General features: G+C 72.8%; 20 protein-coding genes. 8 read left to right on the top strand and 12 right to left on the bottom strand.

From position 1 onward, the window contains the following. The first annotated feature begins 10 nt into the window (after nt 1–10). On the top strand, nt 11–1,678 hold the full coding sequence (locus VKK44_RS07315; protein ID WP_343446080.1) for a right-handed parallel beta-helix repeat-containing protein: 1,668 nt from the start codon (nt 11–13) through the stop codon (nt 1,676–1,678). A 31-nt stretch (nt 1,679–1,709) separates the two neighbouring features. Here the strand turns inward: VKK44_RS07315 and VKK44_RS07310 are convergent, their stop codons facing one another. From VKK44_RS07310 to VKK44_RS07300, 3 genes are all read right to left on the bottom strand, one after another. Next, nucleotides 1,710–2,627: an ATP-grasp domain-containing protein gene (locus tag VKK44_RS07310; protein ID WP_343446079.1), complete on the bottom strand. Its 918-nt coding sequence runs from the start codon at nt 2,625–2,627 to the stop codon at nt 1,710–1,712. Between the two features lie 13 nt (nt 2,628–2,640). Beyond that, nucleotides 2,641–2,973: a hypothetical protein gene (locus tag VKK44_RS07305; protein ID WP_343446078.1), complete on the bottom strand. Its 333-nt coding sequence runs from the start codon at nt 2,971–2,973 to the stop codon at nt 2,641–2,643. Between the two features lie 270 nt (nt 2,974–3,243). Then, on the bottom strand, nt 3,244–4,203 hold the full coding sequence (locus tag VKK44_RS07300; protein ID WP_343446077.1) for a heme o synthase: 960 nt from the start codon (nt 4,201–4,203) through the stop codon (nt 3,244–3,246). Nucleotides 4,204–4,468: 265 nt separating this feature from the next. On the opposite strand from VKK44_RS07300, the gene tkt reads away from it, so the two are divergent. From tkt to pgl, 6 genes are all read left to right on the top strand, one after another. Beyond that, nucleotides 4,469–6,607 (top strand): transketolase, encoded by a 2,139-nt coding sequence (gene tkt / locus VKK44_RS07295; protein ID WP_343446076.1) that lies wholly within the window; start codon nt 4,469–4,471, stop codon nt 6,605–6,607. 16 nt (nt 6,608–6,623) lie between these two features. Next, on the top strand, nt 6,624–7,802 hold the full coding sequence (gene tal, locus VKK44_RS07290) for a transaldolase (protein WP_343446075.1): 1,179 nt from the start codon (nt 6,624–6,626) through the stop codon (nt 7,800–7,802). A 77-nt stretch (nt 7,803–7,879) separates the two neighbouring features. Next, entirely contained in the window at nt 7,880–9,451 is a 1,572-nt protein-coding gene (locus VKK44_RS07285) for a glucose-6-phosphate isomerase (protein ID WP_343446074.1), read from the top strand. A gap of 50 nt (nt 9,452–9,501) precedes the next feature. Continuing rightward, nucleotides 9,502–11,016 (top strand): glucose-6-phosphate dehydrogenase, encoded by a 1,515-nt coding sequence (zwf, locus tag VKK44_RS07280; protein WP_343446073.1) that lies wholly within the window; start codon nt 9,502–9,504, stop codon nt 11,014–11,016. Nucleotides 11,017–11,047: 31 nt separating this feature from the next. Beyond that, nucleotides 11,048–12,064, top strand: coding sequence for a glucose-6-phosphate dehydrogenase assembly protein OpcA (locus tag VKK44_RS07275; RefSeq protein ID WP_343446072.1), 1,017 nt, complete (start codon nt 11,048–11,050; stop codon nt 12,062–12,064). 47 nt (nt 12,065–12,111) lie between these two features. After that, nucleotides 12,112–12,882, top strand: a complete 771-nt coding sequence (pgl, locus tag VKK44_RS07270) for a 6-phosphogluconolactonase (RefSeq protein WP_343446071.1) — start codon at nt 12,112–12,114, stop codon at nt 12,880–12,882. Between the two features lie 90 nt (nt 12,883–12,972). Here the strand turns inward: pgl and VKK44_RS07265 are convergent, their stop codons facing one another. The 8 genes from VKK44_RS07265 to rapZ form a co-directional block, all read right to left on the bottom strand. Next, complete coding sequence (locus VKK44_RS07265) at nt 12,973–13,317, bottom strand: RNA polymerase-binding protein RbpA (protein WP_343446070.1); 345 nt, start codon at nt 13,315–13,317, stop codon at nt 12,973–12,975. A gap of 129 nt (nt 13,318–13,446) precedes the next feature. After that, the gene (gene secG / locus VKK44_RS07260) at nt 13,447–13,707 is read right to left on the bottom strand and encodes a preprotein translocase subunit SecG (protein WP_343446069.1); all 261 of its coding nucleotides are present in this window, start codon (nt 13,705–13,707) and stop codon (nt 13,447–13,449) included. A gap of 95 nt (nt 13,708–13,802) precedes the next feature. Continuing rightward, nucleotides 13,803–14,594, bottom strand: coding sequence for a triose-phosphate isomerase (gene tpiA, locus VKK44_RS07255; protein ID WP_343446068.1), 792 nt, complete (start codon nt 14,592–14,594; stop codon nt 13,803–13,805). Then, complete coding sequence (locus VKK44_RS07250; RefSeq protein ID WP_343446067.1) at nt 14,595–15,794, bottom strand: phosphoglycerate kinase; 1,200 nt, start codon at nt 15,792–15,794, stop codon at nt 14,595–14,597. Continuing rightward, nucleotides 15,791–16,795 carry a type I glyceraldehyde-3-phosphate dehydrogenase gene (gene gap / locus VKK44_RS07245; protein WP_343446066.1) on the bottom strand — a complete coding sequence of 335 codons (1,005 nt, stop codon included), beginning with the start codon at nt 16,793–16,795 and terminating at the stop codon, nt 15,791–15,793. The genes VKK44_RS07250 and gap overlap by 4 nt, the downstream gene beginning before the upstream one ends. A gap of 267 nt (nt 16,796–17,062) precedes the next feature. After that, nucleotides 17,063–18,043, bottom strand: a complete 981-nt coding sequence (gene whiA / locus VKK44_RS07240; RefSeq protein WP_343446065.1) for a DNA-binding protein WhiA — start codon at nt 18,041–18,043, stop codon at nt 17,063–17,065. A 55-nt stretch (nt 18,044–18,098) separates the two neighbouring features. Next, complete coding sequence (locus VKK44_RS07235; protein ID WP_343446064.1) at nt 18,099–19,097, bottom strand: gluconeogenesis factor YvcK family protein; 999 nt, start codon at nt 19,095–19,097, stop codon at nt 18,099–18,101. Next, the gene (gene rapZ / locus VKK44_RS07230) at nt 19,094–20,008 is read right to left on the bottom strand and encodes an RNase adapter RapZ (protein WP_343446063.1); all 915 of its coding nucleotides are present in this window, start codon (nt 20,006–20,008) and stop codon (nt 19,094–19,096) included. Before rapZ ends, VKK44_RS07235 begins: the two co-directional genes overlap by 4 nt. Nucleotides 20,009–20,335: 327 nt before the next feature. Here rapZ and recQ point away from each other — a divergent pair, with 327 nt between their 5' ends. Beyond that, nucleotides 20,336–22,177, top strand: coding sequence for a DNA helicase RecQ (recQ, locus tag VKK44_RS07225; RefSeq protein ID WP_343446062.1), 1,842 nt, complete (start codon nt 20,336–20,338; stop codon nt 22,175–22,177). A gap of 45 nt (nt 22,178–22,222) precedes the next feature. Here the strand turns inward: recQ and VKK44_RS07220 are convergent, their stop codons facing one another. Next, nucleotides 22,223–22,867: a C39 family peptidase gene (locus tag VKK44_RS07220; RefSeq protein WP_343446061.1), complete on the bottom strand. Its 645-nt coding sequence runs from the start codon at nt 22,865–22,867 to the stop codon at nt 22,223–22,225. Nucleotides 22,868–23,567 lie beyond the last annotated feature (700 nt).

Here is a 23,567-nt window from a genome sequence, read left to right as displayed (position 1 = left end):
GGAGCTCCCGGTGTCGCGCAAGGGCCTTGCCACGTCCACCCCGCAGCGGCTGACGCCGGTGGCCGGCGCGCCGCTGTGGTGCGATGCCCGCGAGCACGGCCTGGCCGGGGACGGGGTCACCAACGACCAGCCGGCCCTGGCCGCCCTGGTGGACCGCCTCGGCGCCGGCTACGACGCCGACGGCCGGGCCCGGGTCATCCACTGCCCGCCGGGCCTCTACTCGATCCGCGACGCCGGCACGGTCTGGCGCAGCGGGGTCTCCCTGATCGGCGCCGGCCCGGCGGCGACCCGGTTCCTGCTCAGCAACGAGGGCAACCGCGCCGACCCGGTGCCGCTCGCCTACTGGACGACCGTGCAGCACGGCGCGGACCGGGACCGGCACATCGCCGACTGCACGTTCGCCGACTTCGAGATCGACGGCTCGGGCGTGGGCCTGGCCGAGTACGACTACCTGGCCAAGGGCCTGGGCCTGCAATACGTGGTGCGGGGCGTGTTCCGCAACCTCTACATCCACCACACCGGCGCCACCGGCCTCGGCTGCGACTTCCTCCAGGACAGCCTGATCGACGGCGTGGTCGTGGTGGGCTGCGGCCGGCTGGACAACGGCCAGCAGATGGGCGGCGCCGGCATCGGGGTCGGCATCGGCGGCTGGGGCGCCGTGGAGCGCCTCACCATCGCCAACTGCACCACTGTCGGCAACGGCACCAACGGGATCTTCCTGGAACTCCAGAAGGACTACTGGCCCCCGCCGCGCGGCATCCGCATCATCGGCTGCCACAGCCAGGCCAACCGGTTCGGCATCTCGGACTGGGGCGCGGACGGGCTGATCGTCTCCGGCTGCACCATGACCAACAACCTGGAGGCCGGCTTCGACGTCTCGGCCAACGGCACCGCCGGGGTCGCCGGGCGCGGTGGGCTGCTCACCGGCAACGTGATCGACTGCAACGTCGGCGACGGCATCAGCATGGGCAACACCCCCGGCCCGTACGCGGTGCAGGGCAACCGGATCAGCAACAACGGCGGTTACGGCTACCACGAGCACGACCTCGGCCACGGTTACCGGGGCGCGGCGGCGGACGTGGTGATCGAGAACAACGACATCCGGGAGAACGCGCTGGACGGGATCCGGATCGACCGGCCGATGCTGGACGCGTTCATCGTCGGCAACCGGATCCGGGACAACGGGCAGCGGTCCGCGCCGGCCCACCGGGGCTCGGGCGACGCGGTGCGGTACGGCCCGCGCGAGGTCACCGACGCCCGCGCGGACTGGCCGCCCGGCGGGCACCGGGGGAAGGTCGTCCGGGTCGGCACCCGGGACGCGGTGGTCGCCGACAACAGCGCCGACCGGCTCTCCCTGGCCGAGGTGCGCCCGGACGGCACCACCGCCTGGAACGAGGCCACCCCGGCGCCGGGCTCCGCGTACGAGCTGCCCGACGGGCCGCCGGCCTGCGCCGGGATCACCGTCGCCGCCCCGTTCGACTCGGCCACGGTGCGCGACAACCGGATCTGGCACCGGGACGCCGACACCCAGGCGTACGGGCTGTGGATCACCGAGGCGGGTAGCTGCGTGTCGTGCGCGGTCGAGGACAACGACCTCGCCGGGTCGGTGGCCGCGCTGCGGCTGGACACCCCGCCGATCGGCGGACGCTGGGACCGCAACCACACGGACCGCGACTGACGTTCCCGCTCAGCCCGCGGCGGTGGCGCGGTCAGGGGCGGCGGCTCAGGTGGGACGTGACCGCGTCGGCGAGCCGGTCGGGAGCGCCCTCGGCGTACCCGACGAACAGGCTCGGCTCGGTCAGCTCCAACTCGACCAGCACGGGCGCGCCGTCCGGGCCGGGGATCAGGTCGACCCGGGCGTAGAGCAGCCGGTCGACGCCGCCCGGGACGGCGGCCAGCACCTGCTCCGCGACGGCCCGCTGCGCCGGTGTCGCGGTGCGGGCGTCGATGCGCTCCTCCTTGTAGAGCGCGGCCTCGCCCCGGTCCGGGCCGGTCAGCATCGGGCCCTTGCGGATCGCGTGGCTGAAGGCCAGGCCGTCGCGGCCGGCCAGGAACAGCAGCGCGGTCTCCCCGTCGGTGTCCACCGCGTCCAGGTACGGCTGGACCATGGTGACCCGCCCGGCGGCACCGAGCCGCCGCACGTGCGCCGACGCCAGCTCGCGGTGCTCCGGGTCGGCCAGGTCGTAACGGCCGGTGTCCTGACTGCCGGCGCTGACCGCCGGCTTGAGCACGAACACCCCGTCGGCGGGCGCCGGCCAGCTCTCCCCCGGCGCGATCCAGGTGGTCGGCACGGTGGGCACCCCGGCGGCGGAGAGCTCGGCCAGGTAACGCTTGTCGGTGTTCCAGACGACCACGTCGGCTGGGTTGACCAGGGCCGGGACGGTGCCCGCCCAGGTGACGAACTCGTCCCGGCGCAACGCGTAGTCCCAGGGTGAGCGGAGCAGCACCAGGTCGTACCGGGACCAGTCCACGGCCGGGTCGTCCCAGATCGCGATCTCGACGGCGACGCCGCGGGCGGCGAGCGGACCGAGCACGAGCCGGTCGTCCGGGTCGAGGTCGGGCAGGGCGGCGCAGGTGACGATAGCGACCCGGGGTTTCCCCCGGGTCGACTGGTGGTGGTCGGTCATGCGGTTATGTATGTCAACGGGCCATCGTGCGCCGGGCCATCGACCGCCAGAGGTCGTTGCTTGGACGCATCTGGTCCATCAGCTCACGCTCCCAGGCGTTCTCGACGTCGACCCCGGCCTGCGCGCACGCCTGCCGCGCGACGTCCGTGCCGTCGGCGAACTGGTCGGCCCACACCCCGTCGGAACCCACGAGGACGATGCGTGCGCCGCGCTTGCCGACGTACTCGATGACCGCCTTCGCGCCGCCGTGCCCGGCGGCGAACGACTTGATGCCCGCGACCAGGCCGTCGGGGGCCTGCTCGGCGGTCTGATCAACCGTCAGCGTCGTATCGGAACCATCTGCCATGACGCGAAGCCTAAGCAGACTTCCACCCGGATGTGCGAGAACCATGAACTGAATGTGATGCCAATTACCCGCGCGTTTAAGAAGATGCACAGGAAATTTGTCGGGATTCGCCCGCCTATTAACGGACAGAATGACCGCCGGGGATCGTCACGGTCTGTCCAGGTTGCTCCCCTCCGGGGGCACGCGGGAAGAAATTCTGATGAACCCGTCCCGCGGCGGAACACCGCAATATCGCGGACGGGCGAGCCCTGGCCCAGGGGCGGGGCCGGCTCAGATCAGCGCGTCCAGGGCGACGGCGGCGAAGAGGATCGTGAGGTACGTGGTGGACCAGTGGAACAGCCGCATCGGCTTGACCGCCTCGCCGCGCGCCGCCCGCCGGCACAGCTTGTGCGCCTCGACCACGAAGATCCCGCCGACCACCAACGCGGTCACGCCGTAGATCGGGCTCATCCCCAGCGGCCAGACCGCCAGCGACGACAGCAGCGTCAGCCAGGAGAACGCGATGATCTCCACGTTGACCCGCCGGACCGAGGCCACCACCGGCAGCATCGGGATGCCGGCCCGCGCATAGTCGTCCTTGTACTTGATGGCCAGCGCGTAGAAGTGCGGCATCTGCCAGAAGAAGACCACCGCGAACAGGCCCCAGGCGGCCGGGGACAACGAACCGGTGACCGCGGCCCAGCCGATCAGCACCGGCGCGGCCCCGCAGACGCCGCCCCAGAACGTGTTGGCGGCCGTGGTCCGCTTCAGCCACAGCGTGTAGACCAGGTCGTAGTAGGCGATCGCGGCGAGCGTCAGGCCGGCCGCCAGCCAGTTGGTCGTCGCCGCCATCAGCGCCACCGACACCACCGCCAGCACCAGCCCGAAGACCAGCGCGTTGCGCGGCGACACGGTGTGCGCCGGCAGCGGCCGGCGCTTGGTGCGCCGCATCAACTGGTCGATGTCGCGGTCGATGTAGCAGTTGAGGACGCTCGCCGCGCCGGCGGCGAGCGAGCCGCCGATCAGCACCACCGCCACCAGCCACAGCGACGGCATGCCGCCGTCCGCGAGCATCATCGCCGGCACGGTGGTGACCAGCAGCAACTCGACGATCCGCGGCTTGGTCAGCGCCACGTACGCGGCCACCACGCCGCGCACGTCCCGCCGGTCGGTCGCCGACGCCTCCGTCACCGTGCCCACCGGCGACTTCCCGGCAGGGTTGCTGACGGGGCGCTCGGTGATCATGCTCACGGATTGCCACCTTCCGGCTTCGGCAAGGGAGATCGATCGGCCCGGACCCGAGGCCGGGTCCACACACCGCCCCACACACTACGCGTCGTCGTTTTGGCTGCCCCGCAGACCCGGCAACGGTGCGGGCCGTCACACCCGGGGTTGAACGACCGGGCCGGCCGCACCCGTAGAGAAGGGCATGCCGAGATCCCCGGGCGGACGTTTAGCACCGCTCGATAGGGTCATCAGTGAGGGTTCCGCCCATCTGCCGAGGAGCACAACCATCGTGGCTGCGAAACGACCCGAGCTTCCCGCTCTCAACTGGTCCGACCTCGACCGCAGGGCCGTCGACACGGTCCGCGTGCTGGCCATGGACGCCGTGGAGAAATCCGGCAACGGCCACCCGGGCACGGCGATGAGCCTCGCCCCGGCGGCGTACCTGCTCTTCAACCGCGTCATGCGGCACAACCCGGCCGACCCAAACTGGCCCGGCCGCGACCGGTTCGTGCTGTCCGCCGGGCACTCCAGCCTGACGCTCTACATCCAGCTCTTCCTCTCCGGCTACCCGCTGGCCCTGGACGACCTCAAGGCGCTGCGCCAGTGGGGCTCGCTGACCCCGGGCCACCCGGAGCACGGGCACACCCCCGGCGTGGAGACCACCACCGGGCCGCTGGGCCAGGGGCTCGGCAACGCGGTCGGCATGGCCATGGCGGCCCGCCGCGAGCGGGGCCTGTTCGACCCGGAGCCGGACCGCGCCGACTCGCCGTTCCGGCACGACATCTGGTGCATCGCCTCCGACGGCGACATCGAGGAGGGCATCACCCACGAGGTGAGCGCGCTCGCCGGCCACCAGCAGCTCGGCAACCTCTGCGTGATCTACGACGACAACGAGATCTCGATCGAGGACGACACCCGGATCGCCAAGAGCGAGGACGTGGCGGCCCGCTACGAGGCGTACGGGTGGCACGTGCAGACCGTCGACTGGCGCACCGGCGACGCCGACCAGGGCGACTACCACGAGGACGTGGAGGCGCTCTACCAGGCGCTGCTGGCCGCCAAGGCGGAAACCGGACGGCCCTCGTTCGTCGCGCTGCGCACCATCATCGGCTGGCCCGCGCCGAACAAGCAGAACACCGGCAAGATCCACGGCTCGGCGCTCGGCGCCGACGAGGTCAAGGCCACCAAGGAGATCCTCGGCTTCGACCCGCAGCAGACGTTCCAGGTCGACGAGGAGGTGCTCAAGCACGCCCGCCAGGTGCTGGAGCGCGGCACCGAGGCACAGGCCGAGTGGGACACCCGGTTCGACGCCTGGGCGGAGGCGAACCCGGAGCGCAAGGCGCTGTGGGAGCGGATGGCGACCCGTACCCTGCCGACCGGCTGGACCGACGCGCTGCCCACCTTCCCGGCGGACGCCAAGGGCGTCGCCACCCGGGCCGCCTCCGGCAAGGTCCTGGAGGCGCTCGCCCCGGTGCTGCCGGAGCTGTGGGGCGGCTCGGCCGACCTGGCCGAGAGCAACAACACCACCATGAAGGGCGAGCCGTCGTTCGTCCCGGCCGGGCACGCCACCAAGGACTTCCCGGGCGACGAGTACGGCCGCACGCTGCACTTCGGCATCCGTGAGCACGGCATGGGCTCGATCCTCAACGGCATCGCGCTGCACGGCGGCACCCGCCCCTACGGCGGCACGTTCCTGGTGTTCAGCGACTACATGCGCCCGTCGGTGCGGCTCGCCGCGCTGATGAAGCTGCCGGTGACCTACGTCTGGACGCACGACTCGATCGGCCTCGGCGAGGACGGCCCGACCCACCAGCCGATCGAGCACCTGAGCGCGCTGCGGGCCATCCCCGGCCTGGACGTGGTCCGCCCGGCCGACGCCAACGAGACGGCGTGGGCGTGGCGGCAGGCGCTGGAGCACACCGACCGGCCGACCGCGCTGGCGCTGAGCCGGCAGGCGCTGCCCACGATCGACCGCGCCGGGTTCGGCTCCGCCGAGGGCACCGCCAAGGGCGGGTACGTGCTGGCCGAGGCGTCCAACGGCAAGCCGCAGGTGATCCTCGTCGGCACCGGCTCCGAGGTGCAGCTCTGCCTCACCGCCCGGGAGCGGCTGGAGGCCGACGGCACCCCCACCCGGGTGGTGTCCATGCCGTGCCAGGAATGGTTCTTCGCGCAGGACGAGGCGTACCGGGAGTCGGTGCTGCCGCGCGGGGTAAAGGCACGGGTGAGCGTGGAGGCGGGCATCGCGATGTCCTGGCGGGCGATCGTCGGGGACAGCGGCGAGTGCGTGAGCATCGAGCACTACGGCGCCAGCGCGCCCCACACCGTGCTCTTCGAGCAGTTCGGGTTCACCCCCGACCGGATCGTGGCCGCCGCGCACGCGGCGCTCACCCGGGTGGGCGACATCACCGGTTTCACGACCGGCAACTGAGGGGAGCGTGGACGGCATGACGGACAGGCTGAGCGAACTCCAGAACGCCGGGGTGGCGATCTGGCTCGACGATCTTTCCCGGGTACGACTGAGCTCCGGCGGGCTGGACAAGCTCCGCCGGGAGAGCCACGTGGCCGGGGTGACCACCAACCCGACGATCTTCGCCAAGGCGCTGAGCGACGCCGACGAGTACGACTGGCAGCTCCGTGACCTCGCCACCCGCGACGTGGACGTCGAGGAGGCGGTCCGCATGCTCACCACGTACGACGTGCGGTGGGCCTGCGACGTGATGCGCCCCTCGTACGACGCGAGCGCCGGGGTGGACGGCCGGGTCTCGATCGAGGTGGACCCGCGCTCGGCGCACGACGCGGACAAGACCGCGGCCGAGGCCAAGGCGCTGTGGTGGCTGGTCGACCGGCCGAACCTCTTCATCAAGATCCCGGCCACCGAGGAGGGCCTGCCGGCGATCACCAGGACGCTGGCGGAGGGGATCAGCGTGAACGTCACGCTGATCTTCGGCCTGGACCGCTACTCGGAGGTCATGGACGCGTTCCTGGCCGGCCTGGAGCAGGCGCAGGCCAACGGGCACGACCTGTCGAAGATCGGCTCGGTCGCCTCGTTCTTCGTCTCCCGGGTCGACAGCGAGGTCGACAAGCGGCTGGAGAAGATCGGCTCCGACCAGGCCAAGTCGCTGCGTGGCAAGGCCGCGGTGGCCAATGCCCGGCTGGCGTACGAGCGGTACGGCAAGGTGTTCTCCTCCGCGCGCTGGCAGAAGCTGGCCGACGCGGGCGCCCACCCGCAGCGCCCGCTGTGGGCCTCCACCTCGACGAAGAACCCGGACTACCGGGACGTCATCTACGTCGAGGAGCTGATCGCCCCCGGCACCGTCAACACCATGCCGGAGCCGGTCGTGCACGCCTACGCCGACCACGGCGAGACCCGGGCCGACACGATCACCGGAGCGTACGACGACGCGCGGCAGGTCTTCGCCGACCTGGAGTCCGTCGGCGTGGACCTGGCCGACGTGATCGCCACGCTGGAGCGGGAGGGCGTGGAGAAGTTCGAGGCGAGCTGGCTGGAGCTGCTGGAGGGCGTCAAGAAGTCCCTCGCCGAGGCGGCCAAGGGCGCCGGCAGCCCGCACCGGGCCGCGGAGGGCAACGCGCGCAACGCCCAGCAGGCCGGCGGGAACGCGTGACCGACGGCGTCCGACGCGTCCCGGGGTCCCGCCCCGGGACGCGTCCCGCCGTACCGTGGAACGGGTGAGGTGATCACGTGGACGACCTGCTCGCCGGGCCGGCGGACATCGCCGCCGGCCTGGCCGTGCACGGCGCGGACGCGGTGGACCGCGCCCCGCGCGCCGCGTTGGTCGCCCGCGACGTCCCCACCCGGCTGACCACCCGGGACCCGACCCTCTGGGGGCCCGGGGCCGAGGCGTCGGCCCGCACCCGGCTGGGCTGGCTGGACACCCACTGCCGCAGCCGGGAGCTGCTCCCCCAGCTCGCCGAGCTGACCGCCGAGCTCGGCGACCTGGACCACGTGGTGCTCGCCGGCCCCGCTGGCGTCACGCTGGCCGCCGAGGTGATCGCCGACTGCCTGGGCCGGCCGCTGACCGTGCTCGACACGGCCGATCCGGGGCCGGTCCGGGCGGCGCTGGCCGACCGGCCGGCGCGTACCGTGCTGGTGCTGGTCGGCCGGGACCTGGACCGGACCACTGACGCCCACCTGCGGGCCTTCCGGCGGTCCTGGCACGACGCCGGGCCGGAGGCGGCCCGGCACGTGGTGGTGGTCACCCCGCCCGGCTCGGCGCTGGAGGCGCTCGCCGACGAGCTGGGCGCGGTGGTGATCCCGGCCGACCCGCAGGTGGGCGGGCACTGGTCCGCGCTCACCGCGTCCGGCCTGGTCCCGGCCGCGCTCGCCGGAGCGCCGGTGACCGAGCTGCTGGACGAGGCGGCGGCGCTGGCCGGCGCGCTCGACCGGGAGCGGGACAATCCCGGTCTCGCGCTCGGCGCGGCGCTGGCCGGGGCCGCGGAGCACGGGCGGGCCACCGTCGCGCTGACGCCCGACGGCACCGGGCTCGACGGGCTGCGCCACTGGGCCGGCGCGCTGCTCGCCGCCGCGACCGGCGGGCGGTTGCTGCCGGTCCCGGTGGAGTCCCCGGACGCGCCCGGCGTGGGCGGCCCGGGCGTCCTGACGGTCGGCCTGGGCGGTGCGCTCGGCGCGGGCGTCGGGCCCGGCCCGGCCGCCGACGTGGCGGTCAACGGGCCGCTCGGCGCCCAGTTCCTCACCTGGGAGTACGCCGCCGCGACCGCCGCGGTGGCGCTGCGGGTCGACCCGTTCGCGGAGCCGGTGGGCGCCGCGGACGACGACGAGCCGGCGCCGGCGGACGGGCCACCGTCGTCGGTCGACGGCGCGATCGAGGTGTACGCCCCGGCCGGCGCCCCCACCGACCTGTCCGGCGCGCTGCGCTGGCTGACCGACGGGTTGGCCTCCGACGAGCACCTCGCGGTGACCGCCTGTCTCGACCGGCGGGTCGACGCGGCGGTGGCCGGGCTACGCCCGCTGCTGGCCCGGGTCACCGGACGGCCGGTGACCTTCGGATGGGGCCCCCGCCACCCGAACCACCCCGACGGGCGCGCCCGGCACCTCCAGATCACCGGTGCGGTCACCGATGATCTGGACGTGCCCGGTCGCCCGTACACCTTCGCGGAACTCCAGGCGGCCCAGGCCGCCGGCGACCGGCGGGCCCTGGCCGGCCGGGAGCGACCGGTGCTGCGACTGCACCTGACCGAGCGGGCGGCCGGTGTCGCCCAGCTGCTGGATACGGCCGGACGGACACGTACGTGACGATCAATGACCTGAAATCAGTGGACCGAGATGCAGGAGGAGGTGGCCCGGTGAACCCGCTGCGCGACCCCCAGGACCGGCGGCTGCCGCGGATCCCCGAGCCGTGCGCCTTGGTGATCTTCGGGGTCACCGGGGACCTGGCCCGCAAGAAGTTGTTGCCGGCGGTCTACGACCTGGCCAACCGGGGGCTGCTGCCGCCCGGCTTCGTGGTGCTGGGCTTCGCCCGACGCGACTGGGGCGACGGCGACTTCGAGTCGCTGGCCCACGAGGCGGCCAAGAAGCACGCCCGCACCCCGTGGCGCGAGGAGGTCTGGGCCCGGCTGGCCGGCAACATCAAGTTCGTCGGCGGCTCGTTCGACGACGACGCCGCGTTCGACCAGCTCGCGGCCACGCTGGACGAGCTGCGCGACACGCACGGCATCCACGGCAACGCCGCGTTCTACTTCTCCATCCCCCCGGCGGCGTTCCCGGTGGTGCTCAAGCAGCTCGCCCGCACCGGCATGGCCGACAACGAGAAGTCCGGCGGCTGGCGGCGGGTCGTGGTGGAGAAGCCGTTCGGCAACGACCTGCCCTCGGCCAAGGCGCTCAACGACCTGGTCGACGACGTCTTCACCAGCCAGGACGTCTTCCGGATCGACCACTACCTGGGCAAGGAGACGGTCCAGAACATCCTGGCGCTGCGGTTCGCCAACAACCTGTTCGAGCCGCTGTGGAACTCCAAGTACGTCGACTCGGTGCAGATCACCATGGCCGAGGACGTCGGCATCGGCACCCGGGCCGCGTTCTACGACTCGGTCGGCACCGCCCGCGACGTGCTCCAGAACCACCTGCTCCAACTGCTCGCCCTGGTCGCGATGGAGGAACCGACCAGCTTCGACGCCGACGAGATCCGGGCCGAGAAGCTGAAGGTGCTCAAGGCCATCGCCGTGCCCCGGGACGTCTCCCGGGACACCGTGCGCGGGCAGTACCTGCCCGGCTGGGTGGGCGGCGAGCGCGCCAAGGGCTACCTGGAGGAGGAGGACGTCCCGGAGAACTCCACCACCGAGACGTACGTGGCGGTGAAGCTGGCCATCCAGAACCGGCGCTGGGCCGGCGTGCCGTTCTACATCCGCGCCGGCAAGCGGCTGCCCCGGCGGGTCACCGAGGTGGCCATCATGTTCAAGAAGGCGCCGCACCTGCCGTTCAACCCGGCCGACATGGAGTCCCTCGGCGCCAACCAACTCGTCATCCGGGTGCAGCCCGACGAGGGCGTGGTGCTGAAGTTCGGCTCCAAGGTGCCGGGCACCACCATGGAGGTCCGCGACATCGCGATGGACTTCCAGTACGGCGAGGCGTTCACCGAGTCCAGCCCCGAGGCGTACGAGCGGCTGGTGCTGGACGTGCTCATCGGCGACCGGACGCTGTTCCCGGACGCCGCCGAGGTGGAGCAGAGCTGGCAGGTGGTCGACCCGCTGGAGCACGCCTGGGAGGGCACCACGCCGGAGCCGTACCGGGCCGGCGAGTGGGGCCCCCGGGCCGCCGACGAGATGCTGGCCCGCGAGGGCCGGGCGTGGCGAAGAGCGTGAGCGAGCAGAGCGAGCGAACCAGGAGGCTCCAGTGATCGGGCTGTGGGACACCACCGGCAACGAGGTGGTCAAGGCGCTGGCCGCCGAGCGGCGCAGTGCGGGCGGGGTGGCCAGCGGCATGGCGCTCACGCTGATCGTCGTGGTGGACGAGAAGCGGGTCCGGGAGGCCGAGGCGGCGGCCACCATCGCCGCCGCCGCGCACCCCTGCCGGCTGCTCGTGGTGGTCCGCTCCGACATCGAGCGGGACCGCAACCGGCTGGACGCGGAGATCGTGGTGGGCGGCCGGCTCGGCCCGTGCGAGGCGGTGGTGACCCGGATGTACGGCCGGCTCGCGCTGCACGCCGAGTCCGTGGTGATGCCGCTGCTGGTGCCGGACGTGCCGGTGGTGACCTGGTGGCACGGCGAGCCGCCGGACGAGATCGCCACCGACTTCCTCGGTGTGGTGGCCGACCGGCGGATCACCGACTCGGCGCAGGCCGCCGACCCGATCGCCGCGCTGCGGCAGCGGGCCCGCGACTACGCGCCGGGCGACACCGACCTGGCCTGGACCCGGATCACCCCGTGGCGCACGCTGGTCGCCGGCGCGTTCGACACCACCCAGGCCCGGGTCACCGAGGCGACGGTGGTGGCGCCGCGCACCGACCCGACCGCGGCGCTGATGCGCGGATGGCTGACCGCCCGGCTCGGCATCGAGCCGGCCTGGGAGCCCACCGACCAGTACCCGCGGATGCGCGAGGTGCAGCTGCGCTGCGCCAACGGCGACGAGCTGACGCTCACCCGGGACGACAGCGTGGCCCGGTTCCGGCGTACCGGGCAGGACGATCGGACGCTGCCGCTGGTCCGCCGGCCGCTCGGCGACGAGCTGGCCGAGGAGTTGCGCCGGCTCGACGCCGACCAGGTGTACGCCGAGGCGCTCGGCGCGACGGCCGGGCTGACCGGGCTGGACCAGCGGGCGACCCAACGGGTGCACGTGTGGAAGGACCCGGCGACCGCCCGGCGGGCCGAGGCCGGCGTGACCGCGCACGCGGGCGCGACCGCGAACGAGTGACCGCCCGGTCGGGCGGCCGGACGCACAGAGACACGAGGGCACGACGGATGACTGAGGCGAGTGTCGCCGTACACGCCGACCCCGACCTGCTGGCGCAGGCGGTGGCGGCCCGGCTGGTGGTGAAGCTGCTCGACGCGCAGGCCGAGCGCGGTCAGGCGTCGGTGGTGCTGACCGGCGGGCGGATCGCCGCGGCGGTGCACCGGGCGGTCGGCCAGTTGCCGGCCCGGGACGCCGTGGACTGGTCGCGGGTCGACGTCTGGTGGGGCGACGAGCGGTTCCTGCCGTCCGGCGACCCGGAACGCAACGAGACCCAGGCCCGGGCGACGCTGCTGGACGCGGTGCCGCTGGACCCGGCCCGGGTGCACCCGATGCCGGCGTCGGACGGTCCGGCCGGTGACGACCCGGAGGCCGCTGCCGCCGCGTACGCGCGTGAGCTGGCCGCCGCCGCCCGGCCGGGGCACGCCACGCTCCCCCACTTCGACGTGCTGATGCTGGGCGTCGGTGAGGACGGCCATGTGGCGTCCGTGTTCCCGGAGCACCCGGTGCACCACGACAACCGTCCGGTCAGCGCCGTGCGCGGCAGCCCGAAGCCGCCGCCGGTGCGCACCACGCTGACCCTGCCGACGATCAACACGGCCGAGGAGGTGTGGCTGGTCGCCGCCGGGGCGGACAAGGCCCGGGCGGTCGGCATGGCGTTGGCCGGGGCGGGATCGGTGCAACTGCCGGCGGCCGGCGTGCGCGGGGTCTCCCGTACCCTCTGGCTGCTGGACCGGGCCGCGGCGGCCGACGTCCCACCCCGCGCCCGCAGCCTCCGCTGACCCGTCCGTCCGCGCTGATGCACGGAAAGAGTGGCCATGGCCGACGGCATGGCCACTCTTTCCGTGAAAAAGGCCGGACCGGGGTGGGTGTCAGGCGCGGCCCCGGCGGTGGCGCAGCGCGGCCAGCGCCTCGGCGAGCAACGCCTCGCCCTCCTCCGGGGTACGCCGCTCCTGCACGTACGCCAGATGGGTCTTGTAGGGCTCGGCGCGGCTGCGGCCCGGCGGGTTGCCCGGGTCGGGGCCGGCGGGCTCGCCGCAGCGGGGGCAGTCCCACGACGCCGGGGTCTCCGCCTCGGCGGCGATCAGGAACTCGACGCGGTGCCGCTGGCGGCACCAGTAGACGACCGGCCGGCGCGGCGCCGGCGCGGCCCGCTGGTCGAAACGCTCAGGGGCGGACCCGATCCGGGTGCCGCGGATGACGTTGTTGCTGTGCACGATTGCGCGCTCCCTGTCGTCGGAGGGGACCGTCGCCGGAAGGGGTCGGCGACGGGCGACGGGCGGAGGAACAAAACTGCGCGCGGTCCGTGACGGACCGCGCGCAGATTGTACGCGTAGAGCGCTCGCTCAGGTGCCGCTGCTCATCTGGAGGCGCAGCCAGAGGCCGAGCCCGACGATGCACGCGAACCAGACGATCCCCACCAGAACGGTGTAGCGGTCGAGGTTCTTCTCGGCCACGGAGGAACCGGCCAGGCTGGAGCTGACGCCGCCGCCGAACATGCTCGACAAGCCGCCGCCCTTACCGCGGTGCAGGAGGATCAGCAGGGTGAGCAGCACGCTGGTGATGACCAGCAATGTGATCATCGTATAGGCGAACCAGATCGGCATGGCGGGGGTCAGTCCTCTCGTTGCGATCACTGCCCGGACCTGTCGGGCACTGCGGCACCGACCGGTGGACGGGCAGCGTCAAGGATAGCGAGCGATCAGCGGGCCGTGTGCTCCGGGAACCGACAGATCCGCGCGAACTCCTCCGCGTCGAGGCTGGCGCCCCCGACCAGGGCCCCGTCCACGTCCGGCTGAGCCATGATCGCGGCGACGTTCGACGCCTTGACCGACCCGCCGTACAGGATCCGGACCTGCTGGGCGGTGGGCTCGTCGTAGCTCTCCACGAGCCGCTTACGCACCTCGCCGCAGACCTCCTGCGCGTCCTCCGGCGTCGCCGTCTTGCCGGTGCCGATCGCCCAGACCGGCTCGTACGCGACGACGACCCGGGTGACCTGCTCGGCGGTGAGCCCCTTCAGCGCGCCGTCGAGCTGGTCGCAGCAGTGCGGGACCTGCCGGAGCTGCTCCCGCACCTCCAGGCCCTCGCCGATGCAGAGGATCGGCGTCAGCCCGTTCGCCAGCGCCGCCGCCACCTTCGCGTTGACCAGCGCGTCGTCCTCGCCGTGGTACTGCCGCCGCTCGGAGTGGCCGACCACCACGTAACCGCAGCCCAGCTTCGACAGCATCGGCCCGGCGATGTCGCCGGTGTACGCCCCGGACGGGAACGGCGACAGGTCCTGCGCGCCGTAACCGATCAGCAGCTTGTCGCCGTCCACCGCGGTCTGCACGGTACGCAGGTCGGTGAAGGGCGGCAGCACCACGCACTCGACGTCGGTGAGCTGCTTCTCGTTGAGGCTCGCGGCCAACTTCTGCACCAGCAGGTTCGCCTCGAGGTGGTTGAGGTTCATCTTCCAGTTGCCGGCCATCAGCGGCCGGCGGGTGGTGCTCGCCATTCAGTTCTCCAGAGCCGCGATGCCGGGGAGGGTCTTGCCCTCCAGGTATTCCAGGGAGGCGCCGCCACCGGTGGAGATGTGCCCGAACGACGACTCGTCCAGGCCCAGCGCGCGCACCGCCGCGGCGGAGTCGCCGCCACCCACCACGCTGAACGCGTCCGCCTTGGTGATCGCCTCGGCCACCCCGCGGGTGCCGTTGGCGAACGCCGCCATCTCGAACACGCCCATCGGGCCGTTCCAGAAGATCGTCTTCGCCTGGGACAGCGCGGCGGCGAAGCCGCCGACCGTCTCCGGACCGATGTCCAGCCCGAGCCGGTGACTCGGGATGCCGTCGGCGGGCACCGTGTCGTGCGCGGCGTCCGGGGCGAAGGCGTCCGCGGCCACCACGTCGACCGGGAGCATGATCTTCCCGCCGGACCGCTCCAGGAGGTTCCGGCAGGTCTCCACCATCTCCTCCTCCAGCAGCGAGGAGCCCACCTCGTGGCCCTGGGCCTTGAGGAACGTGAAGCACATCCCGCCGCCGATGAGCAGCCGGTCGACGGTGGGCAGCAGCGCCTCGATCACGGCCAGCTTGTCGGAGACCTTCGAGCCGCCCAGCACCACCACGTACGGCCGCTCGGGCTCGCCGGTCAGCTTGCTGAGCACCTCGACCTCGCGCAGCACCAGCCGGCCGGCCACGTGCGGCAGCCGGGCCGGCACGTCGTGCACGCTGGCGTGCCTGCGGTGCACCGCGCCGAACGCGTCGTCGACGTACGCGTCACCGAGCGCCGCGAGCTGGTCGGCGAACGCGCCCCGCTCGGTGTCGTCCTTGCTGGTCTCACCGGCGTTGAACCGCAGGTTCTCCAGCAGCGCGACCTGACCGTCGGCCAGCTCGGCCACGGTCGAGCGGGCCGAGTCGCCGACGGTGTCCTCGGCGAAGCGCACCGGTGCGCCGAGCAGCTCACCGAGCCGCCCGGCCACCGGGCGGAGGCTGAACTTCGGGTCCGGCGCGCCCTTCGGGCGGCCCAGGTGCGAGCAGACGACCACCTTCGCGCCGGCCTGCACCAACGCGCTCAGCGTCGGCAGCACGGCCCGGATCCGGCCGTCGTCGGTGATGTCACCGGTCTGCTTGTCGAGCGGGACGTTCAGGTCGGCGCGCACCAGCACGCGCCGACCCGACACCCCCTCGGCGAGCAGGTCGTCGAGGTTACGAATCGTCACAGCGAGGAACCCACCAGCTTGACCAGGTCGACCAGGCGGTTGGAGTAGCCCCACTCGTTGTCGTACCAGCCGACGACCTTGACCTGGTTGCCGATCACCTTGGTCAGCGGCGCGTCGAAGATGCACGACGCCGGGTCGGTGACGATGTCGGCGGAGACGATCGGGTCCTCGTTGTAGACCAGGATGCCCTTGAGCGGGCCCTCCGCGGCGGCCTTGATCGCGGCGTTGACCTCGTCCACGGTGGTCTCCCGGCCGACCTCGACGGTCAGGTCGGTGGCCGAACCGGTCGGGATCGGCACCCGCAGCGCGTAACCGTCGAGCTTGCCCTTCAGCTCCGGCAGCACCAGGCCGATGGCCTTCGCGGCGCCGGTCGAGGTCGGCACGATGTTGAGCGCGGCGGCCCGGGCCCGGCGCAGGTCCTTGTGCGGCGCGTCCTGCAGGTTCTGGTCCTGCGTGTACGCGTGGATGGTGGTCATCAGACCCTTGTTGATGCCGAACGTGTCCTGAAGGACCTTCGCCATCGGGGCGAGGCAGTTGGTGGTGCAGGAGGCGTTCGAGATGATGTTGTGCTTGGCCGGGTCGTACTGGTCCTGGTTGACGCCCATGACCACGGTGACGTCCTCGTTCTTCGCCGGCGCGGAGATGATGACCTTCTTGGCCCCGCCGTCGATGTGCGCCTTCGCCTTGGTGGCGTCGGTGAAGAACCCGGTGGACTCGATGACGACGTCGACGCCGACCTCGCTCCACGGCAGCTTGCCGGGGTCCTTCTCCTCGAACACCTTGATGGCCTTGCCGCCCACGGTGATCTCGTCGGCGCTGGCCTTCACCTCGTGCGGGAGGCGACCCAGGATGCTGTCGTACTTGACAAGGTGGGCGAGCGTCGCGTTGTCGGTCAGGTCGTTGACCGCGACGATTTCGATGTCGGCGCCGGACGCCAGCACTGCCCGGAAGAAGTTACGGCCGATCCGGCCGAAGCCGTTGATGCCAACCCGGATGGTCACAGGTCCCATCTCCTCGCGTTCTGGTCCGCCGGCGTCAGACCACGGCCGGCGGAAGTGTGTGCGCCGACCGTTGGAGCCGGCCGTTGACGATGTCATCTCGGCCACCCCGCCGCGGTCCGTACCAGACCTGACCGCCCGAGGCGGTGAGTACGGCGAGGAGTGCCTGTGCCGGCCCCCTTGCCGTACGCAGCGACCCTATCCGAGCGCGCGGCGGCGTGCTGCGCCGGGTGGTGATCCCGATCGCGCGACGTCGCCCCTCCGTCCCTATCAGACCACGAGCATGTCCGGCGTGACTGCCGCTTCCGTATCCGGGATGCCGAGGTCGCGGGCCCGCTTGTCGGCCAGCGCGAGCAGCCGGCGGATCCGGCCGGCGATGGCGTCCTTGGTCAGCGGCGGCTCGGCGAGCGCGCCCAGCTCCTCCAGCGAGGCCTGGCGGTGCTCCAGCCGCAGCCGGCCCGCCGAGGTCAGGTGGTTGGGGGCGTCGTCGGCGAGGATCTCCAGCGCCCGGGTCACCCGGGCGGCGGCGGCCACCGCGGCGCGCGCCGAACGGCGCAGGTTCGCGTCGTCGAAGTTGGCCAGCCGGTTGGCGGTGGCACGCACCTCCCGGCGGACCCGGCGCTCCTCCCAGGCCAGCACGCTGGAGTGCGCACCGATGCGGGTGAGCAGCGCGGCGATCGCGTCGCCGTCCTTCACCACCACCCGGTCCACGCCGCGCACCTCGCGGTTCTTGGCGGTGATGCCGAGCCGGCGGGCGGCGCCGACCAGCGCGAGCGCCGACTCCGGCCCCGGGCAGGTGATCTCCAACGCGCTGGAGCGGCCCGGCTCGGTCAGCGAGCCGTGCGCCATGAACGCGCCACGCCAGGCGGAGACCGCACAGCAGACGTTGGCGGCCACCACGTGCGGCGGCAGGCCCCGCACCGGCCGGCCCCGCACGTCCAGCAGGCCGGTCTGCCGGGCCAGCGCCTCGCCGTCCTTGACCACCCGCACGATGAAGTGGCTGCCCTTGCGCAGGCCGCCCGACGCCAGCACGTGGATCTCACTCGGGTAGCCGTAGACCTCGGCGATCTCCCGCCGCAGCCGGCGGGCCACCGCGCCGGTGTCCAGCTCCGCCTCCACCACCACGCGCCCCGACACGATGTGCAGGCCACCGGCGAAGCGCAGCAGGGCGGCCATCTCCGCCCGGCGGCAGCAGGGCTTGGGCACGTCGACCCGACTCAGCTCGTCCTTGACCGCAGCCGTCATCGCCATTTCAGCGCCCCCTCACGGACCGGTTCCGGCGTGTCGCCGGTGATTACGTACGTGTCTAACGATCGGCGCCCAGGACCGGCACCAGTGCGGCGCCCAGGGCGGCCGGATCATGACGGGGTGTGCCGTCGACGACGGCGACGGGGGCGAGGACCAGCCGGGCACCAAGCGATTCTGCCGCACGTTCGACCGCCACGGGGTCACCCACCGCCGTGGAGTCGGCGAGCACCATGTCCACCTTCAGCTCGGGCAGATAGCGCCGCAGGGTGTCCAGATGGTCGGGCAGGGAGAGCCCGGAGGTCTCCTTCTCGGCCACCAGGTTCAGCGTCACCAGCCGCCGCGCCGGGCTGGACACGATCGCGTCGGCCAGGCCGGGCACCAGCAGGTGCGGCAACACGCTGGTGTACCAGCTCCCCGGCCCGAAGATCAACCAGTCGGCTGCGCGTACCGCGGTCACCGCCTCGGCGCACGCGGCCGGCGCGGCCGGGGTGAGCCGCAGCGACTCCACCGTGCCGGAGGTGACCGCCACCTGGTGCTGGCCGCACACCGTGCGGACCTCGTCCGGGTGGTCCGGGTCGACGCCGCGGACCCGGGCCTCGATACCCACCGGCTGGCGCGACATCGGCAGCACCCGGCCCACCGCGCCGAGCATCGCCCCGGCGTGGTCCAGCGCGGCCACCGGATCGCCGAGCAGCTCGGTCAGCCCGTGCAGCAGCAGGTTGCCGACCGCGTGGCCGGCGAGCGGGTCACCCACCGCCGGGGCCGGCGCACCGAGCGCCGGCGCGGGCGCGGCGGCGGCGAAGCGGTGCTGGAACAACGCCGCGCTACGCCGGGTCGCGGGGTGGTCACCGGAGAGCGCGACGAGCGCCTGCCGCAGGTCACCCGGGGGCAGGCCGCCGCGCTCGGCGCGCAGCCGGCCGCTGGAGCCGCCGTCGTCGCCGACCGTGACCACCGCGGTGATGTCCAGGTCCAGTCCGGGTACGCAGTGCCGTAGCGCCCGCAGCGACGCGGACAACCCGTGCCCGCCGCCGAACGCGACCACCCTGGTCGGGGTCATTCCCGCCCCAGGTCCCGGTGCTGCGGGTTGGCGGCGATGCCGGACGCGCGCAGCCGCACGGCCAGCTCCTCGGCGATCGCCACGCTGCGGTGCTTGCCGCCGGTGCAGCCCACGGCCACGGTCAGGTAGCGCTTGCCCTCCCGCTCGAAGCCGGCCGTGGTGGCGTTGACCAGGTCGGCGTAACCGGCGACGAACGCGTCGGCACCCTCCTGACCCAGCACGTACGCGCTGACCGCCTCCTCCCGGCCGGTGTGCTCGCGCAGCTCCGGCACCCAGTACGGGTTGGGCAGGAACCGGGCGTCCATCACGAAGTCGGCGTCCGGCGGGAGGCCGTACTTGAAGCCGAACGACAGCACGGTGATCCGCAGCCGGCGGGCGTCCTCGCCGCCGAACAACTCCTCGACGCGGCGGCGGAGCTGGTTGACGTTCAGGTGGCTGGTGTCGATGATCACGTCGGCCTGGTCGCGGGCCTCCTCCAGCAGCGCCCGCTCCACCGCGATGCCGTCGGCCAGCCGCCCGTCGCCCTGCAACGGGTGCGACCGGCGCACGCTCTCGAACCGGCGGATCAACACCTCGTCGTCCGCGTCGACGAAGACCACCCGGGGGGAGAAGCCGCGCTCGCGCAGCTCCCGGATCGCGCCGACCAGGTCCGTGGAGAAGGCGCGCGACCGCACGTCCAGCACCATCGCCGTACGCCGGGCCGCGCCGCCGGCCTTGAACGCCAGCTCGGCCATGTCCAGCAGGAGCGCCTGGGGCAGGTTGTCGACCACGTAGTAGCCGACGTTCTCCAGCGCCCGGGCCACCGTGCTGCGCCCACCACCGGAGAGGCCGGTCACCACCACCAGGGACGTCTCCGCCTCGGTCGGCGCCGGCCGCCCCACCGCTGTCTCCGCCGTCCGCGCCTCGCTCACCCGCGTACCCCCAAGCCGTGGCGCCGCGGCCGGTCGGCCGCACATGGTCAGTCGACGACTCTAACGGCTGCGACCCCGGGCGGGATTCCACGGGGTGACCACCGGAACACCTGCTCGTCGCTTTCCCGCCCCGTCTCCCCCGTCCTCCCCCCGCCCGCTCCCCGCCCTCTCTTTCCCGCTGTTTCACGGAAACAGTGGCTGTCGCCGACGGAACAGCCACTGTTTCCGTGAAACAGGCGGGTGGGGCGGCGGTGGGGCGGGGTTCGGCGCGGCGGCGCGGGCGGCGGCGTCCGTGGCGGTGTCGGCGGGCGCTCGTAGACTGCGCGGATGGTCTCCCCCACCGAGCAACGGGTCGAGGGCGCGCTGGACGTGTTGCGCCGGGTCTTCGGCTACGACGCGTTCCGCGGTGTCCAGCAGGACATCATCGAGCACGTGGTGGCCGGCGGCGACGCGCTGGTGCTGATGCCCACCGGGGGCGGCAAGTCGCTCTGCTACCAGATCCCCGCGCTGGTCCGCGACGGCGTGGCGGTGGTCGTCTCGCCGCTGATCGCGCTCATGCAGGACCAGGTCGACGCGCTCACCGCCGTCGGCGTGCGGGCCGGGTTCCTCAACTCGACCCAGGACGCGGCACAGCGCCGCCGGGTCGAGGCGGCCTACCTCGCCGGCGAGCTGGACCTGCTCTACCTCGCCCCGGAAGGGCTGGCCGTGCGCTCCACCCTCGGCCTGCTGGAACGCGGCAAGATCGCGCTGTTCGCGATCGACGAGGCACACTGCGTCTCCCAGTGGGGGCACGACTTCCGCCCCGACTACCTCAACCTGTCGATGCTGCACGAGCGCTGGCCGCAGGTGCCGCGCATCGCGCTGACCGCCACCGCGACGCAGGCCACCCGCACCGAGATCGCCACCCGGCTCCAGCTCACCGACGCCCGGCACTTCGTGGCCAGCTTCGACCGGCCCAACATCCAGTACCGCATCGTGCCGAAGCGGGAGCCGCGCCGGCAGTTGCTGAGCCTGCTGCGCGACGAGCACCCCGGCGACGCCGGCATCGTCTACTGCCTGTCCCGCGCCTCGGTGGACAAGACCGCCGAGTTCCTGGTCGCCAACGGCATCCCGGCGCTGCCGTACCACGCCGGCCTGGACGCGGTGACCCGCGCCGGCAACCAGCAGCGCTTCCTGCGCGAGGACGGGCTGGTCATGGTGGCCACCATCGCGTTCGGCATGGGCATCGACAAGCCCGACGTACGCTTCGTCGCCCACCTCGACCTGCCCAAGTCGGTGGAGGGCTACTACCAGGAGACCGGTCGCGCCGGCCGCGACGGGCTGCCGTCCACGGCCTGGCTGGCGTACGGGCTCCAGGACGTGGTGCAGCAACGCAAGATGATCGAGACGTCGGAGGGCGACCTGGCGCACCGGCGCAACCTCGCCGCCCACCTCGACGCGATGCTGGCGCTCTGCGAGACGGTCCGCTGCCGCCGGGCCCAACTGCTCGACTACTTCGGCGAGAGCGGGACCCCGAACTGCGGCAACTGCGACACCTGCCTCGACCCGCCGGAGTCCTGGGACGGCACGGTCGCCGCGCAGAAGCTGCTCTCCACCGTCTACCGGCTCGACCGGGAGCGCAACCAGCGGTTCGGTGCCGGGCACAGCATCGACATCCTGCTCGGCAAGCACACCGACAAGATCGACCAGCACCGGCACGACGCGCTGAGCACGTTCGGCATCGGCACCGAGCTGCGCGACGCCGAGTGGCGCGGCGTGGTCCGGCAACTGCTCGCCGAGGGCCTGCTCGCGGTCGAGGGCGACTACGGCACGCTGGCGTTGACCGAGGCCAGCGCCGACGTGCTCGGCCGGCGGCGTACGGTCACCCTGCGCAAGGAGCCGGAACGGCCACTGTCCGGCCGGGCCGCGAAGCCACGAGGGGCGGCCACCGTCGTCGCCGACCTCTCCCCCGCCGCCGCGCCGGTCTTCGAGCGGCTCCGCGCGTGGCGGGCCGCCACCGCCAAGGAGCAGGGCGTCCCCGCGTACGTGATCTTCCACGACGCCACGCTGCGCCAGATCGCCGCCGAGCCGCCGAGTTCCCTGGCCGAGCTGTCCCGGTTCAACGGGGTCGGCGAGAACAAGCTCGCCAAGTACGGCGAGGCCATCCTCGCCGTACTCGCCGAGGGGTGACGAAAGGGCCGGCCCCGTTGTCGGGGCCGGCCCTTTCCGCTGGTGTCAGCTGGTGCTGTAGCCGCGGGTGGCGATCCAGTCGGCGAGGTTGTCGACGGTGATCCGGTAGGAGGCGGTGTCGGGGTTGGCGCTGTCGGCGATGGTGACGGTGGTGCCGTTGTTCTGGTAGCCGACGACGCTGATGTAGTGGCCGCCTTCGAAGGAGTGGGTGCTGCCGTCGGTGTCGGTGGTGGTGCCGGCGATGTTGGCGACCACGGCGCGGCCGTCGTCGACGGTGCGGACGATGTCGGCGCGCAGCTTGTCGGTCTGCGTGTCGTTGGCCTTGGGGTCCTTGATCTCGACCGACCGGTAGGTCTTGCCGGTTTCCTTGTTCAGGACGGGGGTGATGTCGTTGATGCTGTTGGTGCCGTTCTCGGTGGTGCCCATCTCGCGGGCCATGGCGTGCACGTCGATGTTCTTGCCGAGCACGCTGATGGCGTTGCGGGCGGCGGCGGGGCCGCAGTAGTAGAAGTTGGGCTGGGCTTCGTAGCGCACGTCCAACTCACGTTCGCCGCTCGTGCGGTCGGCGACCACGGCGGTCTTCTCGGCGGGGGCGGCGTGCGCGGCGATCGCGGGGCCGGCGATCCCACCGGCGGTCGCGGCGATACCGGCAGCGGTCAGCACAGTGGTACGCAGCAGAGTGGTAGCCATGACAGTGCCTCCCAAAGGGGGGTGGGGGATGACGCGGCCGGGGAGCCGCGCAGGGGGAAAGTCTGAAGGGGTGGGCCCGGCGGCCAAGGGGGTTGGCCTGCTCGGGGGCCCGGAGAGGGCCGGTGCGACCGGGGGCCACGCGGGGTGGCCGGGGTCGGCGGCTCAGGGGGTGTAACGACGGCCGGTGGCCGCGCATTCCGCCGACGCGGGCCGGGCCACGCGGGGTGGCCGGGGTCGGCGGCTCGGGGGGTGTAACGACGGCCGGTGGCCGGTCATTCCGACCGGGCTGCCAGCGGCCCAGGGGCCGGGCTCCACGCGGTCTGCCAGGTATAACGCCCCGCCCCCGGCCCCGATTCCCCCGAGCCGGTGACCCCGACCACCGCATAGCCGACGAAACCGGGCACCCGCCCCGGGACGCCCCGCATCACGGGAACCCGCCCTGAGACGAGCGCTGGGAGCTTCTGGTACCGGACGGCCCCTCCGGGAACCGATACGCACCAAGATCCCCACCGTTCCCGATGGGGTGAAACGCCCATCCCGTCACCCGAGAACCCCCGGGCAGGTTTCCGTATCCCGCCCGGTGCACCACGCGTCGATCATGAGGTTGGCGGGCCGACACGCCGACAGCGAAGCGGCCAGCCTCATGATCACCAGACACGGGCGGGACACCCCGGGGCGCAGGCCGGACACCCGGGCGCGG

Origin of the sequence: Micromonospora sp. DSM 45708 (genome assembly GCF_039566955.1) — a bacterium.
Lineage (GTDB): Bacteria > Actinomycetota > Actinomycetes > Mycobacteriales > Micromonosporaceae > Micromonospora.
Note: the sequence above shows the minus strand (reverse complement) of the source record. Positions and strands in the feature narration are given on the sequence as shown.